The sequence below is a fragment of the Listeria farberi genome (assembly GCF_014229295.1).
Taxonomy (GTDB): Bacteria; Bacillota; Bacilli; order Lactobacillales; family Listeriaceae; genus Listeria; species Listeria farberi.
Genome location: NZ_JAARZL010000001.1, coordinates 1,280,597 through 1,298,774 on the forward strand (window position 1 = coordinate 1,280,597; position 18,178 = coordinate 1,298,774).

General features: G+C 37.4%; 15 protein-coding genes, 1 other RNA gene and 1 other annotated feature. Of the genes, 6 read left to right on the forward strand and 10 right to left on the reverse strand.

Going from position 1 to position 18,178, the window contains the following annotated elements:
- Window position 1: 1 nt before the first annotated feature.
- Window positions 2–1,507: an ABC transporter permease gene (locus HCB38_RS06410; RefSeq protein WP_185318828.1), complete on the reverse strand. Its 1,506-nt coding sequence runs from the start codon at window positions 1,505–1,507 to the stop codon at window positions 2–4.
- 167 nt (window positions 1,508–1,674) lie between these two features.
- On the opposite strand from HCB38_RS06410, the gene pieR reads away from it, so the two are divergent.
- Window positions 1,675–2,361, forward strand: a complete 687-nt coding sequence (pieR, locus tag HCB38_RS06415; RefSeq protein ID WP_185318829.1) for a two component system response regulator PieR — start codon at window positions 1,675–1,677, stop codon at window positions 2,359–2,361.
- Window positions 2,358–3,797 carry a two component system sensor histidine kinase PieS gene (gene pieS / locus HCB38_RS06420; protein WP_185318830.1) on the forward strand — a complete coding sequence of 480 codons (1,440 nt, stop codon included), beginning with the start codon at window positions 2,358–2,360 and terminating at the stop codon, window positions 3,795–3,797. The genes pieR and pieS overlap by 4 nt, the downstream gene beginning before the upstream one ends.
- Before the next feature lie 29 nt (window positions 3,798–3,826).
- Here the strand turns inward: pieS and recD2 are convergent, their stop codons facing one another.
- The 7 genes from recD2 to HCB38_RS06455 all read right to left on the reverse strand — a co-directional run bounded on the left by recD2 (window position 3,827) and on the right by HCB38_RS06455 (window position 11,736).
- Entirely contained in the window at window positions 3,827–6,223 is a 2,397-nt protein-coding gene (recD2, locus tag HCB38_RS06425) for an SF1B family DNA helicase RecD2 (protein WP_185637871.1), read from the reverse strand.
- Between the two features lie 24 nt (window positions 6,224–6,247).
- Window positions 6,248–6,886, reverse strand: a complete 639-nt coding sequence (locus HCB38_RS06430) for a tetratricopeptide repeat protein (protein ID WP_185319017.1) — start codon at window positions 6,884–6,886, stop codon at window positions 6,248–6,250.
- 43 nt (window positions 6,887–6,929) lie between these two features.
- Window positions 6,930–7,670 carry an alpha/beta hydrolase gene (locus tag HCB38_RS06435; protein ID WP_185637873.1) on the reverse strand — a complete coding sequence of 247 codons (741 nt, stop codon included), beginning with the start codon at window positions 7,668–7,670 and terminating at the stop codon, window positions 6,930–6,932.
- 117 nt (window positions 7,671–7,787) lie between these two features.
- Complete coding sequence (gene mnmA, locus HCB38_RS06440) at window positions 7,788–8,903, reverse strand: tRNA 2-thiouridine(34) synthase MnmA (protein WP_185637875.1); 1,116 nt, start codon at window positions 8,901–8,903, stop codon at window positions 7,788–7,790.
- Between the two features lie 18 nt (window positions 8,904–8,921).
- On the reverse strand, window positions 8,922–10,070 hold the full coding sequence (locus HCB38_RS06445) for a cysteine desulfurase family protein (RefSeq protein WP_185318834.1): 1,149 nt from the start codon (window positions 10,068–10,070) through the stop codon (window positions 8,922–8,924).
- A 116-nt stretch (window positions 10,071–10,186) separates the two neighbouring features.
- A non-coding RNA gene (ssrS, locus tag HCB38_RS06450) (6S RNA) lies at window positions 10,187–10,382 on the reverse strand.
- A gap of 70 nt (window positions 10,383–10,452) precedes the next feature.
- The gene (locus tag HCB38_RS06455) at window positions 10,453–11,736 is read right to left on the reverse strand and encodes a replication-associated recombination protein A (RefSeq protein WP_003766983.1); all 1,284 of its coding nucleotides are present in this window, start codon (window positions 11,734–11,736) and stop codon (window positions 10,453–10,455) included.
- A gap of 149 nt (window positions 11,737–11,885) precedes the next feature.
- Here HCB38_RS06455 and cymR point away from each other — a divergent pair, with 149 nt between their 5' ends.
- The 4 genes from cymR (at window position 11,886) to HCB38_RS06475 (ending at window position 14,667) form a co-directional block, all read left to right on the forward strand.
- Window positions 11,886–12,308: a cysteine metabolism transcriptional regulator CymR gene (cymR, locus tag HCB38_RS06460; RefSeq protein ID WP_185318835.1), complete on the forward strand. Its 423-nt coding sequence runs from the start codon at window positions 11,886–11,888 to the stop codon at window positions 12,306–12,308.
- 244 nt (window positions 12,309–12,552) lie between these two features.
- On the forward strand, window positions 12,553–13,758 hold the full coding sequence (locus tag HCB38_RS06465; protein ID WP_185637878.1) for an ammonium transporter: 1,206 nt from the start codon (window positions 12,553–12,555) through the stop codon (window positions 13,756–13,758).
- A gap of 13 nt (window positions 13,759–13,771) precedes the next feature.
- Entirely contained in the window at window positions 13,772–14,137 is a 366-nt protein-coding gene (locus tag HCB38_RS06470; protein WP_185318837.1) for a P-II family nitrogen regulator, read from the forward strand.
- A gap of 149 nt (window positions 14,138–14,286) precedes the next feature.
- Window positions 14,287–14,667 (forward strand): hypothetical protein, encoded by a 381-nt coding sequence (locus HCB38_RS06475; protein ID WP_185318838.1) that lies wholly within the window; start codon window positions 14,287–14,289, stop codon window positions 14,665–14,667.
- Between the two features lie 35 nt (window positions 14,668–14,702).
- Here the strand turns inward: HCB38_RS06475 and aspS are convergent, their stop codons facing one another.
- Together aspS and hisS are read right to left on the reverse strand one after the other, a co-directional pair.
- A complete protein-coding gene (aspS, locus tag HCB38_RS06480) occupies window positions 14,703–16,478 on the reverse strand; it encodes an aspartate--tRNA ligase (protein WP_185318839.1) in 1,776 nt (591 codons plus the stop codon).
- A 1-nt stretch (window position 16,479) separates the two neighbouring features.
- Window positions 16,480–17,757, reverse strand: coding sequence for a histidine--tRNA ligase (gene hisS, locus HCB38_RS06485; protein WP_185318840.1), 1,278 nt, complete (start codon window positions 17,755–17,757; stop codon window positions 16,480–16,482).
- Between the two features lie 54 nt (window positions 17,758–17,811).
- Window positions 17,812–18,039, reverse strand: a binding site (T-box leader).
- Between the last annotated feature and the right edge of the window lie 139 nt (window positions 18,040–18,178).

Here is an 18,178-nt window from a genome sequence, read left to right on the forward strand (position 1 = left end):
CCTACTCCTGTTTAGTTAGAATTGTTTTTGGATTCATACGAAGAACGAGTGCAGCTGGTAAAAGAACAGAGATAAAGGCAATTCCTATGCCAATCCCTCCCATTTTCAGCATATCTTCTAACGTAACTTGAATGTCTAACTCTTTGATTTGTTCCGTATTTTTCGTCAAGTTACTCACACTCTCTCCAAATCCACCTGGACCGCCTTGGCCACCACCGCCACCAGGACCACGGTTTTCTGTTGAACTTGTGGTTTCTGTAGTAGATGAATTCTGTTGTGCCAGTAATTGATTACCTGCTAATTGTGCTACATAATGACTACTTGCAGCGGCTAATCCAAAGGAAACAAGTGCTACAATCAAAATTTCAACAAAGAATTGCGCAATTAATTTACCACGCTTCTCGCCTATTGCTAGAAGTACACCCATTTCATATTTACGATCACGCACTTGCATCATTACGAGTAAACCTAAGATTAAAGCTCCTGCAATGCTGACAATATAAACCACATTTTTAGAGAAAGATGCCACGCTGTTGATTGGTCCAATCATCTGTTGATAAAGTGTATCATTGGCATCAAGTTTAAATGTATCCCAATCAATACTATCAACTTTTTTTGCTTCTTTTTCAAAAGCAGCAATATTAGCTGCATCATCCATTGTATAAACGGCGGAATCAACCGTGTTTTTATAATCAGAACCTTTAATTGTATTTGCTACTGTATAAGGAACATATACCTTGTTATAAGGATTTAGGAAAGAGAAATTTTGTGCCATATCACTTCCAGAATCCGTTGTTTTATAAATACCAACAATTTTTAATGTTACTTTTGTATTACCATCACTTGATGTAACAGTGAAAGAATCGCCAACTTTCCAATCATTTTCTTCTGCTAAATTTTCTTCTACCATAGCTACATTTTTATCTTTGTCAGCAGAAGTAATTGCTACACCACTTGTTAATTCACTAGTTCCAGCTTCAAAATCAGTACTAGTTGCAGAGTCAAGTAATCCACTAATGCTTAAATCCGCATCTACCATTTGCGGTCCACCTTGGCCGCCTCCTGGTCCTTGTGTTTCAGTTGTAGTGGATGATTCATCACTTGAAGAAGATGTATCACCGGAAGACTCAATCGGATCAAATCCGGATGCTAAAGCTTGTGTACTGGAATAGTAATTGTAACTTGCTACATGATTTAATCCCGCCAAATCATTAGCATCACTGACATCTATCGGACTGCTTTGAAATTGTGGTTTAGATTCAGTAGAGCTACTATCGCTACTTGAAGCCTCGTCTCGCATTGTCTGCATTTGTTTTTCTCGGTCGACGGTTAACGTCACTGTGCCGCCTAGCTGTTCTCTTGCCAATTCGCTTGCTTTATCTGCAGCAGATTGAATAGTAAAGCCTGATAAAATAAGTACACAAACAACTGTAAAAATAATTAATTGTAAAACAGATCTGCCTTTTCTTGCTTTCATGCTGAGCCATGCTCTCTTAAAAAAATTCATGTATTTTCCTCCATTTCCGTTTCTACTCCACTAAGATTACTGGGCAGTTATGAAGAAACTATGAACAAACTATGATGCATATTTTAAACTTTCGCGAAAAAAATAATTTGGCTTGATTATTGGATCTAATTAGTCTAGTTTTAATGTAAGAGGAGTGAATACAAAATATGAAACTACTTATGATAGAAGATAACGTTAGTGTTTGTGAAATGATAGAAATGTTTTTTATGAAAGAAGAAATTGATGCCACGTTTGTTCATGATGGAAAACTTGGTTATGAAACATTTTTTAAGGATGATTTTGATATTGCAATTATTGATTTAATGTTACCAAATATGGACGGAATGACAATTTGCCGTAAAATTCGTGAAGTTAGTGATGTTCCAATTATTATTTTAACGGCAAAAGAATCAGAGTCAGACCAAGTACTTGGTCTCGAAATGGGTGCAGATGATTACGTAACTAAACCATTCAGCCCACTTACATTAATGGCTCGTATCAAAGCAGTTACTCGTCGAAAAAATAATCATTCGACCACTGAAAACGATGAAGATATTTTGGAGACAACTTATTTTAAAATTAGTAAACGCACCCGGGAAATTTTTTATCAAGGCGAGCTGCTTGATGCTTTGACTCCGAAAGAATTTGATTTACTTTACTTTCTAATGCAACATCCTCGTCAAGTTTTTTCAAGGGAACAGTTACTTGAGCAAGTCTGGGGTTATCAATTTTACGGAGATGAGCGTACAGTAGACGTTCATATCAAACGTTTACGCCAAAAAATCGCAACAGACACGAAGCCGTTTTTACACACTGTTTGGGGTGTAGGCTACAAATTTGATGAAACGGAATGAAGCGAATGAAATTTAAATATGCCTACCAACTTTTTTTCACACAATTTATCATTTTACTGATTGCTTGTATTATGATTGGTGTGCTTGTTTCTCACTCACTGAAAGACTATTTTTATCAAAGCCAAGTCGATGATTTAACTAGTTATGGTGAAACAATTTCGATGGACATTCGCCACTCACCGCAAGATGCGACAATTCAGGTTCTTAATACGTATCAGCGCATTTTAGATGTTAAAAAGATCCATTACACCATCAAGAATGCAGATGACGAAACAATTTACCCTGCTCAGCTCAATCAGCCATTACCAAAAGATTTTTCGATTTCAAAAGATGATAAGAAAAAACTAAAAAGTGGTGAAACAGTTAGTAAAAAAATCGACAATCGTTTTAATCGTGAAATGACCATTGTTTATGTGCCAATTATGGACGGCGATAAATTTGTTGGATCCATCGTCTTGAATTCTCCAATTAGCGGAACTGAACAAGTGATTGGAACAATAAATCGTTATATGTTCTATACTATTTTATTATCGATTACGATTGCACTTATTTTGAGTGCTATTCTGTCCAAACTACAAGTCAATCGGATTAATAAATTGCGTTCAGCGACAAAAGATGTAATCCAAGGCAATTATAAGGCACGACTAAAAGAGAATAATTTTGATGAGATTGGCGCACTTGCCATTGATTTCAACAAAATGACACAAACACTGGAAACCTCTCAAGAAGAAATTGAACGACAAGAAAAACGCCGTCGTCAGTTTATCGCAGATGTTTCCCATGAAATGCGTACCCCACTCACAACAATCAGCGGCTTAACAGAGGGACTAGTAAATGATATCATTCCAAAAAGCGAAACAGATCGCTGTATTGCTTTAATAGATACAGAAGCAAAACGGTTAACCAAATTAGTTAATGAAAACCTGGATTACGAAAAAATACGTAGTAATAAAATCAAACTACAAAAAACGCGTTTTAATGGTTATGAATTTTTAGAGTTAATTAAAGAACAACTAGATTATGTTGCTAATGAAAAAGGTAACGCGATTACAGTAAATATTGATAAAGATATGTTTATTTACGCTGATTATGATCGTTTAACTCAAGTATTTATTAATATTGTTAAAAATAGTGTCCAGTTTACTAAAAATGGTAAGATTACCTTAACGGGTACCCAAGATTATAAGGAATCTGTATTAACTATTACGGATACTGGTATCGGCATGAATACAGAAGAATTAGAACAAATTTGGGAACGATTTTATAAAGCAGATATGTCTCGGACGAATACAGCTTTCGGTGAATCAGGAATTGGACTTTCAATTGTGAAGCAGTTAATTGAATACCACGATGGAACAATTAGCGCTTCGAGTGAGCCAAATAAAGGCACGACATTTACGATTCGTTTACCATTTTTCCAAGATAATGAGCAATAAAAAAACACCCACTTGCGAGTGGGTGTTTTTCATCCTGCCATAAATTGTTCTGGAGTAATCCCTTCCATCCCAATCATCGGATCAATCTCCATAATATTTTCGGTAGTTAATATTCGTTTATTCGTCATTTGTTCGAGCATTACATCTTCACTCATTAAGCGTTCCGATAGCGTCGTATTCCGCTTATTTTCATCTACACGCTCTACTCCCATACGGAAAGCTTCTTCTTCTCCGCAAAGGATAAGGAATTGTTTGCTTCTGGTAACGCCAGTATACAATAAATCTCTACGTAACATCCGGTAGTAACTACGCACAATTGGCATAATAACTATCGGAAACTCACTTCCCTGTGCTTTATGAATCGAACAACAATAAGCATGGGTCAATTGATTAAATTCTTGCCGATAATAAGAAACCTCTGTTTGATCAAATTGAACGACAATTAAATCTTGTTTCTCTGTATTTTCTTTGGCGTAAATTATCGATACGATTTCGCCAATATCACCATTAAATACATTCTTTTCAGGTTGATTAATTAATTGCAATACTTTGTCGTGAACTCGATACTTAATTTCACCAAATTGCACTTCTTTTCGACGACCAGTGTCATTTGGATTAAAGATTTCTTGTAGTTTTTTATTTAATATATCAATCCCTGCTGGACCGCGATACATTGGAGCCAATACTTGAATATCTTTTGCGCGAAAACCTTTATTTTTAGCATTTTTCACTACTTGTTCCACAACATCGCCAATTTGATTTACTGTACAGTGGAAAAATGACCGATCGGCACTATTTTTCGCAAAATCAGCTGGAAGCATTCCTTCTTTGATATAATGAGCCATTTCAATGATTGAGGAACCATCTTTTTGCCGATAAATATCTGAAAGCGCGACAGTTGGAATTTGTTCTGACTTTAGAATATCTTTTAATACTTGACCTGGTCCAACAGAAGGGAGCTGGTCTTGGTCACCAACGAGTACTACTTGCATATGAGCAGGTAAAGCGCGGAACAATTGGTTCGCAAGCCAAATATCCACCATTGACATTTCATCCACAATTAACAATCGCCCATCGATTAATCGCTCTGCGTCGTCATCCATCTGTTCTTGTCCATTCATTCCAAGTAAGCGGTGAATTGTCATTGCTGGAAGCCCAGTGGATTCAGACATCCGTTTAGCTGCACGCCCTGTTGGAGCTGCGAGTAATACTGGAAAAGTCGCACCATCTTTATAGGCATGCGGATCAAGACTAACTCCATTTAACTCGGCATACAATTCTACAATTCCTTTAATAACAGTTGTTTTCCCTGTTCCCGGCCCTCCTGTAAGGACGAGCATTGGTGACATTAATGCTTGTTCTAATGCCGCGCGTTGAGAATCCCCGTAATGTACGCCAATACGTTCTTCTAGTTCCCCAAGTGCTAATAAAAATTCAGATTTTGGAAATTGTTCTTGATACTCTGTTTGTTTTAACATTCGCTTTACATGGTAAGCAAAACCGCTTTCTGAATAATAAAGTGACGGCATATAGACACGCGTATTTTCTGTAATTATTTTTTGTTCTTCTGCAAGCTTTTCTATTTGTTGCAGTAAAATAGCCTGGTCAATCCTAATGCCTTCACTTTCTTCTAGTAGGTAAGTCACTTCCCCGAGCAAAACCTCTTGTTCCATATAGACATGACCTTGCTGCATACAAACAGAATCTAACATAAATAAAATTCCTGCTCTAAGTCGTTCTGGATGGTTTCCGCCAAGTCCAAGCTTACGCCCAAGCTCATCGGCACGCTGGAAACCAATTCCTTTAACATCTTCAATTAATTTATAAGGATTATTTTCTAGCACTTCGATTGCATTTTGTTTATATACCTGAAAAATTTTCATAGATAATTGTGGACCAAAGCCATATTCATTTAAACCAACCATCACATGCTCTAGACCTTGATTTTCTCTAAGGGAAGCAAGCAAGCTTTCCGCTGTTCCAGAAGGTAGCTTAGGAACAGTATTTAACAAACTTGGATCAGATAGTATTTTCGTAATCGCGTCATCGCCAATTGTATCGACAATGTTTTCCGCCGTTACTTTACCAATCCCCTTAAAAAGTTCCCCTGAAAGATAGTTAATCAATCCAGCGCGAGATTGAGGCATTTCTTTTCGAAATCGGTCCGCTTTAAATTGCTGACCAAATTTAGCATGTTCCTGCATTTTCCCGTAAAACGTATATACTTCTTGTTCATGAAGTGCTGGAAAAAAACCAGTTACAATAATATCCTTTTCATCCCAATTCGCATTCGTCTCTTTTACTAGAATTCTTACCACAGAAAAGAGGTTTTCGGCATTATAAAAAATGGTAGACAACATCGTCCCCTTCATGAAAAGTTCATCTGGGGTATCATTAAATAACGCGAGAGATTCTTGTTCAGCCATCTTAAACCGCCTCCTTTCTATAGTTTATTCCGCTTCGTTTTCTAAATCTTGAATAGCATTTAAAGCATTCTCAGCAAGTTCATGCGATGTTCCAGTTGCTAGCGCTCGTTCAAAGTAATTTTTTGCAAGTACGATGTCGCCTTGCCATGCCAGATAAGCAGCTCCGATATTATAAAGTGCATCTGGATCTTCTTGTTTAATAAGAAGTACTCTTTCAAGCATATTAATCGCATCTTCGTAAAACCCGCTACGAGCAAGAACGATACCATATTGAAATAACGCTTCACTATCTTCTGGATTTAATTCGACACTTCTAAGTAAATAAGGCATAGCTAGCGTTAACTCTTCCATTTGAACAAAACTCATTCCTAACATAAAGAATAAATCGCCGTTCTCCATTCCTTGTTTTGTTGCATTTTGGAAGCTATCCGCTGCTTCTTGAAAACGTTCTAACTCGTAATATAAATTTCCTAGGCTATAATAAGCCGCCGGAACTGTGTCATCTAGTTCAAGAGCTCTTTTGAAAAATAATTCTGCACGTTCAAAATCATCCATTGATAGTAAAACATTACCAAAATTAATATAACCAACTGGATCACTAGGATGTTCTTCAATTACTTCCGTAAATAGTTTAACTGCTTCTTCTAAATTTCCCTCTTGCATCTGTTTGATTCCTAATTGATTTTTATCCATTTTAAATTCTCCTCTATTTTTCTTGGTTTTTTACAGACGTATTTAACCATGCTACTAGCGCTTTTGAAATTTGATCAGTTTGTTCCGCCTCACTAATAGTAGCCTTCCCGTCACCATGCTGAGCTCCGTATGACCCGAATTGCGCATGATTTCCACCTTCAATAGACACAAATGTAGTATCTTTAGGCAAGTATTTTTTATTTTTATCATAAGCATCTTTATTTAAAACATCATCTTTTGTCCCAGTTATGGAAAGCGCTGGGAAAGAGGCTTTTTTCAGCGAACCTTTTTTATCAGGATAACTCGCTAAGAAAAACACGCCTTCGATTTCACTCTCGTTTTCATGGGCAAATCGGGAAGACATAACGCCTCCAAGCGAATGACCGCCAATGACAAACTTTTCATCAGGTGCTTCATCAATAATATCAGCCGCACGATTTTTGCCAAATACAGCTAAATTAAGAGGCATCTCAGCAATGTATGTTTTATAACCGCTCGAAGCTAGTTTATTCGCAAGTGGCGCATAGCTCAGTGCATCCACAAAGGCTCCTGGATACAAAATAACGCTAATTCCTGCATCCGACTTTCGCGGAGTAAAAACAAGTATATCATTTTCCTCAAGCACATCCACCGTTTTTGTTGAGTTTGCAGCTTCTTCTGCTACATTTGATGGTTCAGAATTAAAATAAAAATACCCCCAAATAAGAAGACAAAATATAGCTATTGCACTCCCAAAAATCGCTAACTTTTTCATAAAGGACCTCTTTTCCTTGTTTCGCTTAATATTTTACCATAAAAATGCTTTAAAATAACTCATTTGCACAGGAAAAAACCGGAGTCTCGTAGAAAACAAGATTCTCCGGTTCTAATTTTAACCAACATAGTCTAGCTTTGCACCATTTTTCCAAACAGTATCAATAGTTCCTCCGCCTAAGCAAATCTCACCATCATAGAAAACAACTGCTTGACCAGGAGTAATTGCACGCACTGGATCTGCAAAAACTATTTCTGCTGTACCATTTTCACGCATGTGTACAGTTACTTTTGTATCTGTTTGGCGGTAACGGAATTTTGCTGTGCATTCAAATGTTTTTGGTTTTTCTGAATTGGTAGTAAAGGAAATATCTGTTGCAATTAAGGAATCTGAGTACAAGGAATCATGATGGAAACCTTGTTCTACAAATAAAACATTATCTTTTAAATCTTTACCAACAACAAACCAAGGTTCACCGTCTCCACCAATACCTAAACCATGACGTTGCCCAATAGTATAATACATTAAGCCATCATGTTTGCCCAGTACTTCTCCATCCAATGTTCTCATGTCACCAGGTTGTGCCGGAAGATATTCACTTAAAAATTGCTTAAAGTTTCTTTCACCGATAAAACAAATCCCTGTACTATCTTTTTTGTTAGCAGTAGCAAGTCCGGCTTTTGTTGCAATCTCACGTACTTCTGTTTTTTCCATGCCACCAAGAGGAAACATGACTTTTTTCAGTTGATCTTGCGAAAGTTGATTTAAAAAATAAGTTTGATCTTTATTATTATCGACTCCACGAAGCAATTCGATTTCGTCGCCTACTTTTTTCACTTGTGCGTAGTGTCCCGTTGCTACATAATCTGCCCCAAGACTTTCTGCATGTTCCAAAAATGCTTTGAATTTAATTTCTTTGTTACACATGACGTCTGGGTTAGGTGTACGCCCAAGTTTATATTCGTCTAAGAAATAGGTAAATACTTTATCCCAATATTCTTTTTCAAAGTTTACTGCATAATATGGGATGCCGATTTGGTTAGCCACTCGAATGACATCATCATAGTCTTCCGTCGCTGTACAAACACCAAATTCATCTGTATCGTCCCAATTTTTCATGAAAATACCAATAACATCATAACCTTGTTCTTTTAATATATAAGCAGTGACTGATGAATCTACTCCGCCTGACATGCCGACAACTACACGAATGTCACTATTATTTGTACTCAAAGTTCGCTCCTCACCTTCTTAAATTTTCATTAAACGCGTCACGACTTCACTAACTTTCGTAGCCGCTATCTCTATTTCTTCCAAATGATTTCCTAGCCCGAAGCTAATTCGAACTGTTTCTTGAATTGCCGGATGATTTTCTCCAAAAAGAGCTACTAAAACATGAGAAGGATCAACAGTTCCCGCTGTACATGCTGAACCACTAGAAACAGCAATGCCTTCCATGTCTAAATTCATCAGTAATTGCTCAATAGAAACTCCTGGGAAACGCACGCTAAAAACATGTGGTAATGTGTTCGCTTCTAAACCGTTCACTTCAAAATCTAAGCCTGCTGCACGCCAAATTTCCGCCATGCGCTTTTTAAAGGAAACATATTCCTCATTTTTAAGTTCACGTTCATTTGTCATAATAGTAGAAGCTGCACTAAGACCACAGATACCTGCTAAGTTTTCAGTCCCAGCACGACGTTTTCGTTCTTGTTCCCCTCCGTGCATTTGATATGCAAGACGTGTACCATTTTTGACGTATAAAAAGCCTACACCGCGTGGTCCATTTATTTTATGAGAAGAAGTAGTTAATAAATCTACTCCAAGTTCTGTTACATTTATATTTAATAGCCCGTAAGCTTGTACTGCATCTGTATGAAAAACGGCTTGGTGGTCAAGAAGTACAGCACCAATCTCTGCAATCGGCTGAATAGTACCAATTTCATTATTACCATACATAATAGAAACAAGAATTGTATCAGGGCGTAAAGCTTTTTGCACGCTCTCACTAGACACTATCCCATGCTCATCTACTGGTAAATAAGTGACTTCAAAACCTTGTGTTTCAAGATATTCACATGTTTTTAAAACAGCATGATGTTCAATCTGTGAGGTGATAATATGTTTTCCGTTTTCTTTATGTGCTAAAGCAGTTCCAATAAGAGCCAAGTTATCGCCTTCTGTACCGCCACTAGTAAAAATAATCTCTTTTTCTTCAGCTTGAATACTTTGGGCAATAGTATGACGTGCTTCATCAAGTGCTTTTCTTGCCTCTCGACCAGCATAATGAATACTAGATGGATTGCCGTACGTATTAGTAATTGCGCCAAGCATCGTTTGGATAACTTCTGGATGAATCGGACTTGTCGCTGCATGGTCTAAGTAAATTCTGTTTTCCATTTTTTATCGCGTCCTTTTTTTAGTGACGAATTCCTTTTCGCCGTTAATCGTTTCTTATTGTAACAGCAATACTCTTGTAAAGTAAAGAGGAATAACTCCTATTTACATACAAAAAAAGAAACCCCAATCGTACCGTTTAGGATTCCCTTCCTTTGAACCCGCTCTCAATTAAAGCAGGTGGGTGCTCTGTCTAACGGTTTGCACTTCCTCGTGTGAAGGCATGTGCGCCGCGCCGGAACTCCAAGCTCCCTAGGTATAAAAAATTGTTCGGTTCAAAAATATCAGGAACTATATCGAATACATTAGGGTTTCTTTTCTTAACTTAGAATACCATATGAAAGACGAAATTTCAATGTTAGCGACTTTTCAGTTTGGTATTTTTTTATTCTTTTTTTGCTTTATTTTCATTAATTTTTTGGTACACACCAGCAATTGTTTGCTCGAATTTAGAAGTGAATTTCGGGTCATAATATAATTTATTTTTGAGCCGATCGGGTAAATATTGTTGATCCACCCATGCATTATCGTAATTATGCGGATACTTGTAATCAATTGCTCGACCAAGTTTTTTAGCCCCCGAATAATGACCATCACGTAAATGATCGGGTACTTCGCCGCTATTTCCCTGGCGAATATCAGCTAATGCTGCGTCAATTGCCATAATAGCAGAATTTGACTTCGGTGAAAGACAGAGTTCAATAACAGCATTTGCAAGCGGAATTCGTGCCTCAGGAAATCCTACTTTTTCTGCTGTTTGAATTGCAGCAAGTGTATGCGCTCCAGCTTGTGGATTTGCAAGACCAATGTCCTCATAAGCCATAACAAGCATTCTCCTGCTAATACTCACTAAATCCCCCGCTTCAATCAAACGTCCCATATAATGAAGCGCTGCATTAACATCACTACCACGAACTGATTTTTGAAAAGCACTTAAAACATCGTAATGAGCATCGCCGTCTTTATCATGTGCAAGACTTTTCTTTTGCAAACACTCTTCCGCCACATCAAGCGTAATATGAATAATCCCGTCCTCATTTGGTTCAGAAGAAATAACAGCAAGCTCCAGCGCATTAAGAGCACTACGTACATCACCATTACTCGCTGTGGCAAAATGTTTTTTCGCAAATTCATCTATTTCCACTTCATAGTTTCCGAGTCCACGTTCTTTATCACGAAGAGCCCGGTCCATTGTTATCATAATATCTTCTACCGTTAAAGGTTTTAACTCAAAAATTTGTGTCCTACTTCGAATTGCAGGATTGATTGCGATATAAGGATTACTTGTCGTTGCACCAATTAAAATAATCGCACCACTTTCAAGCAAAGGAAGTAAAAAATCCTGTTTCGCTTTATCTAAACGATGTACTTCATCCAATAGAAGAATAACAGTACCACTCATTTTCGCCTCGGCTGCTACTACTTCCATATCTTTTTTATTATTTGTTACAGCATTTAACGTACGAAACGCATATTTGGTGCTACCAGCAATCGCACTTGCAATCGAGGTTTTTCCAATTCCAGGCGGTCCATATAATATCATAGAAGATAATTGTTTTGCTTTGACCATCCGATAAATAATTTTATCTTTACCGACTAAGTGCGTTTGTCCCACGATTTCATCTAGCGCTTTCGGGCGCATCCGGTAAGCTAAGGGTTGAATTGCCATATAACCGCTCCTTCTTATTTGCTTGCTTTCTATTATACCATAAGAACACCTGTACGTTCACTCACTTGTTTTCTTTGCCTTCTGACAGTAATTCCGATATAATAGATGCGATATAAGTGTTTTTTGAAATTACTGGAGGTTATATAAAAATGAAAATTACAACAAAGGGCCGTTATGGCTTAACAATAACACTTGAACTTGCGAAAAGGATTGGTGATGGGCCAATCTCTCTTCGCAGTATTGCGCAAGATAAAAATTTATCCGAGCATTATTTAGAACAATTAATCGGACCGCTACGTAATGCAGGAATCGTCAAAAGCATCCGCGGTGCACACGGTGGATATGTATTAAATGGCGATCCTGAAAAAATTACTGCCGGTGACATTATCCGCACACTGGAAGGGCCTATTGTACTCGTTGAAAGTATGGATGATGAAGAAGCTGCCCAGAGAGAACTTTGGACTCGAATGCGTAATGCTGTCCGCGATGTGCTAGATCAAACTACTCTTGCTGACTTACTAAAACATTCTACTGATTCTGAACTAACTGATGGTTATATGTTTTATATTTAATGGAAAAAGCCTATTTTTTAATAGGCTTTTTATCTACCATTTTTGCGGAAACTAACCTATTTATTTATCTGATTATTCTGAAATAAATCTAAAAAAGACCCAATTGAAAACGCTGTATGTTAGATAATCTAACCAAATTTATTGAATTGATAAAATATTCTTGCCTTTATTTGAATATAGTGTATTATAAACGCATAAATAAAATATTATATGTTAGTTTATCTAACAAAAAGGAGAGTTGAGTATGGAATCAGTATTTATGTTCTTTTGTACCTTATTGGTTTGGTTGATGACACCAGGGATTGCATTATTTTATGGCGGTATGGTTCGCCGCAAAAACGTGTTAAGTACAGCAATGTATAGTTTTAGTTCGATGGCAATTATTTCTATTCTTTGGGTGATTGTTGGCTACTCGTTAGCTTTTGCACCCGGAAATGGCTTTATCGGCAGTTTCGACTGGACTTTCCTTCATGATGTTGGCTTTGCGGCAAATGACACTTACTCAGATGCAATTCCGCACATTTTGTTTATGATGTTCCAAATGACTTTTGCTATTTTGACTGTTGCCATCATTTCTGGGGCATTTGCAGAACGAATGAATTTCTCCGCCTACTTGATTTTCATTATCCTATGGTCTTTACTTGTTTATTCCCCTGTCGCTCACTGGGTTTGGGGTGATGGTGGTTGGTTACGTAACCTTGGCGCACTTGATTTCGCCGGCGGGAATGTGGTCCATATTAGTTCCGGTGTAACAGGATTAATACTTGCAATTATGATTGGACGAAGGAAAGAAGCCGACTCTGCTTCCCCTCATAATTTACCACTTGCACTTATTGGCGGTATTCTAGTTTGGTTTGGTTGGTATGGATTTAATGTTGGTAGCGCCCTTACAATTGATAATGTAGCTATGATAGCTTTTGTAAATACGAATACGGCAGCTGCTGCAGGTATTATCGGCTGGGGAATGGTAGAATGGTTGACTAATAAAAAGCCAACTATGCTAGGGACCATTTCCGGAGCAATTGCTGGGTTAGTATCTATTACTCCTGCTGCTGGATTCGTTACCGTTCCAAGTTCACTTATCATCGGTTTCCTCGGCGGGGCTCTATGCTTCTGGGCTGTGTTCTGGTTGAAAGGCAAAGTAAAATATGACGATGCACTTGATGCGTTCGGTCTTCACGGAATCGGAGGTATTTGGGGTGGTATTGCAACCGGACTTTTTGCCACAACAAAAGTAAATGAAGCTGGAGCAAATGGGTTATTTTACGGAAATGCTTCTCTAGTAGTGAAACAATTAATTGCAATCGGCTCAACGGTTGCATATGTAGCTGTAGTAACAGCTATAATCGTCGTAATTATCAAACTATTTTTACCAATTCGTGTAAATGAAGAACAAGAATACAAAGGACTTGATTTGACGCTGCATGGTGAAAAAGCATATCAAGAATAAAGGAGGCAACAATATGTCTGGATTAACAAAAATCGAAATCATTACTCGCCCAAACCGCTTTAATTTATTTCAAAAAGAACTTGCAAAAATCGGAGTAAGCGGACTAACTGTCACAAAAGCACTTGGTACAGGCTTAGAAAAAGGATTTATCGAACTTTATCGTGGTACAAAAAAAGAAAGCAATATTCATGAACGAATGAAAATTGAAATCGTTGTTTCCACGGTGCCTGTTGATGATGTACTTCGAGTCGTTAAAGAAACACTGCGAACTGGGGAGCCAGGTGATGGAAAAGTATTTATTTACCCACTTGCCGAGGTCATTAAAATCAGCACTGGCGAAACTGGAATCGACGCATTACAAGATAAACCATCAAAATGAATAGTTAAAATGGTGAATTAATTAAAAATGGGGCCTCTATTCTAAAAAATCAATGAGAAATGGCGTTTACCCCTTCCGCTTCTTAGCTTTTACACTTATAATGAAAAAGGAAGAACGTTTAGAACAGATAAGGAGGCGCGAAATTCCCTATGCGTAAAATCCCCATTTTCACCCTTCTAGCAGCCATACTACTTTTTGGCGGTTATTACCTCTATCAACATGCTTCGTCAAAAGTAGATGTTACATTTAACTTTGTGGTGGACCAAAAAGATAAAAATAATACCGTCACCGGCAAAATTGATGGTGCTGGAAACAAATCAATTACTTTACCGCTTTCTAAGGAAAGCTGGGATACAGTAGAAAAAGGGAATCGCTACAATGTGGAAGCCACTTTTTATAATAAAAAGAAAATCAGCTCCAGTGAAGCGAAGGAACTTGATGGCCCATTTTGGTCCAATGATTCCAATCAAGGAATATTAGTTAATAAAGTGCACGTCGAAAGTATTCAAGAATTAAGTGATGATTTTTAAAAAAAGAAGCTGAGCGCGGACACTCAGCTTCTTTTTTAGTTAGTTTCTTTTTTTACTGTTTCTAGTTTTAGTTCTGCTAACTGTGCTACACTAACTTCACCTGGTGCATTTGTTAGTGGATCTACTGCACTTCCTGTTTTAGGGAACGCGATAGTATCACGCAAGTTGTTACGACCTGCCAAGATCATAACAATACGATCTAAGCCAAGTGCGATACCTCCATGAGGTGGCGTACCATACTCTAATGCATCCATCAGGAAACCAAATTGTTCTTTTGCTGATTCATCCGTGAAACCAAGCGCGCGGAACATCGATTCTTGTACTTCTTTTTTATAAATACGAAGCGAACCACCGCCAATTTCATATCCATTTAATACGATATCATATGCTTCTGCCATTACTTTGGAAGAATCTGTTTCAAGAAGTGGAATATCTTCTTCTTTTGGTAAAGTGAATGGATGGTGCGCCGATACATAACGCCCTGCTTCTTCGTCATACTCAAAGAGCGGCCAATCTGTTACCCAAAGGAAAGCAAGTTCATCTTCATTAATTAAATCTAAGTCTTTCCCTAACTTATTACGAAGCGCTCCAAGCGATGCTGCAACTATATCCGCTTTATCTGCTGCAAATAGCAATAAATCACCATCTTCAGCTTGAAGTGCTGCTTGTAGTTCTGCTGCTTTATCTTCCGGGAAGAATTTAGCAATTGGTCCTTTTAATTCACCAGCTTCAACTTTTAGCCAGGCTAGCCCTTTTGCACCGTAATTAGCAACAAAAACGCCTAATGCATCTAAATCTTTACGAGAGAAATTAGTTGCAGCAGCTTTTGCATTAATCGCTTTTACTTCGCCACCGTTTTCAATAGCTGATTGGAATACTTTAAAATCGACATCTTTTACGACTTCTGAAACGTTTTGTAATTCTAAGCCGAAACGAATATCTGGTTTATCGCTACCAAAACGATCCATTGCTTCTTTATAAGTCATGCGTGGGAATGGTTTTTCAATCGTAATGTTTTTCGCTTCTTTAACAACATCCACTAGCATATCTTCTGTAATCGCTTGAATCTCTTCTTTTGTTAAAAAGCTTGTTTCTAAATCGATTTGTGTGAATTCTGGTTGACGGTCACCGCGCAAGTCTTCATCTCGGAAACAACGTACAATTTGATAATATTTATCAAAACCGGCAGTCATTAATAACTGTTTCAAAATTTGCGGAGATTGTGGTAGTGCATAGAAATTACCTGGGTATACACGACTTGGTACTAGATAATCACGCGCTCCTTCTGGCGTGCTTTTCGTTAAATAAGGTGTTTCAATATCAAAGAAACCAAGTGCATCTAGTTTGTTTCGGAAAGTTCTTGTTACTGTATGGCGCATTTTGAAAATATTATTCATTTCTGGGCGACGCAAGTCTAAGTAGCGATATTTTAGGCGAAGTTCATCAGAAACATTCACGCCGTCTTCAATGTAAAATGGTGGTGTTTTAGAGGTATTTAAAATAGTAATTTCTTCTGCTAAAACTTCTACTTTACCTGTTGCTAACTTATCATTAATCGCTTTTTCCCCGCGAGCATGAACTTTCCCTTTGATAGTAACAACAAATTCATTTCTAACGCTATCTGCAATTTCCAATGCTTCTTTTGAAAATTCAGGATTGAAAACCACTTGGACAATTCCTTCTCGGTCGCGCAAATCAATGAAAATAAGTCCACCTAAGTCGCGACGTTTTTGCACCCAACCATGAAGGATAACACTTTGACCAATATGTGTTTCATTTAATTCACCGCAGTAACTTGTACGTTTTTCCATTTTATTTCTCCTCCTTGGTGTTTGTTAGTTTTTCGATAATAGTTGTTTCCGAAACGGCTTCTTGTTCGCCTGTTTCCATATTTTTTAATTGATAATTACCTGTTTGTAACTCTTCTTCACCTAGAATTACGGTATATATTGCTTTCTTTCTATTAGCATCTTTTAATTGTGCTTTTAATTTTCGTTTTAAATAATCTTTTTCTGCACTAATTCCATTTTGTCTTAATTTATTTACAAGTGTCACTGCTTTTAATTCAGCTTCTGGCTGTGCAGTAATTACATATACTTCTAACGGTTTTGTTTCTGGAATATTGATTTCGGCTTTTTCTAAGGCAAGTAAAATTCGTTCTACGCCAATTCCAAAACCAATCCCTGGTGTATCAGGTCCACCGAATTCTTTGACTAAACCGTGATACCTACCACCACCGCAAAGTGTTGTTTTCGCTCCAAATCCTTCTTCCACACTCATAATTTCAAACGTTGTATGATTATAATAATCTAAACCACGAACCATTGTTGGATCAATTTCAAACGGAATTTCTAATGCAGTTAGATATTTTTTAACATTTTCAAAATATGCAACTGATTCTTCGTTTAAAAAATCCAAAATAGATGGTGCTGTTTGAATAAGCGGATTATCATGATCTTTTTTACAATCTAAGATGCGAAGTGGATTTTTGTGTAATCGTACCTGACATTCTGCACAAAATTCATCAATATGTGGTTCAAAATGCGCAACTAGTGCTTCTCGGTGTTTTAAACGACTTTCTTTGTCACCAAGGCTATTAATGACTAGTTTAATATTAGTTAAACCAATTTTCCTGAAGAACTCCATTGCAAGCGAGATAACTTCTACATCAATGGAAGGATCGTCACTACCAAGTGCTTCGATTCCCATTTGAGTAAATTGGCGTTGTCTTCCGCCTTGTGGGCGTTCATAACGGAACATTGGCTCATTGTAGTACATTTTAATCGGTTGGCTAACTTCGCCGTATAATTTATGTTCAACAAAAGCACGAACGACGGAAGCAGTCCCCTCTGGTCTTAAAGTAAGGCTTCTACCACCTTTATCTTCAAAAGTATACATTTCTTTAGATACGATATCTGTTGAATCGCCCACGCCTCGTTCAAATAACTCCGTATGTTCAAAAACAGGCGTCCTAATTTCTTCGTATTGATAATTTTCACAAACTTTTTTAAATACCGATTCTAAAAAATGCCATTTACTAACTTCTTCTGGCAAAATATCTCGTGTCCCTCTTGGTAATTGCAAATCCATCACCATACCCCTCCTTAAAAATATAAAGAAAAACCCCCGTCACTTGTTATAAAAACAAGGGACGAGAGTTTATTTACACCCGTGGTACCACCCTAATTAGAACTATTAATAAGTCCTCACTTAAGTCAGTTAACGCCTGAATACGTTCTTGTTTACTGTTTTCAACAAGAAACCTCGAGAGTGTCTTTTCGGAAAATGTGACTATCTTTATCCTTTCAGCCAAATGGGATAAATTCTCTGTATAGCATGGATTTTCTTACTTTTCTCTGTCGCTAGTTTTAAATATGAATTATTCTAAGATTACTAAAAACACACTGAAAAGTCAACATTTTGTCAGTTTTTTTATAAATACTCACTTTCTAGTTCCATGAAAGCGCATTTTATGGTAACATTTTACTGTCAGATAAAAGTTTATGAGTAT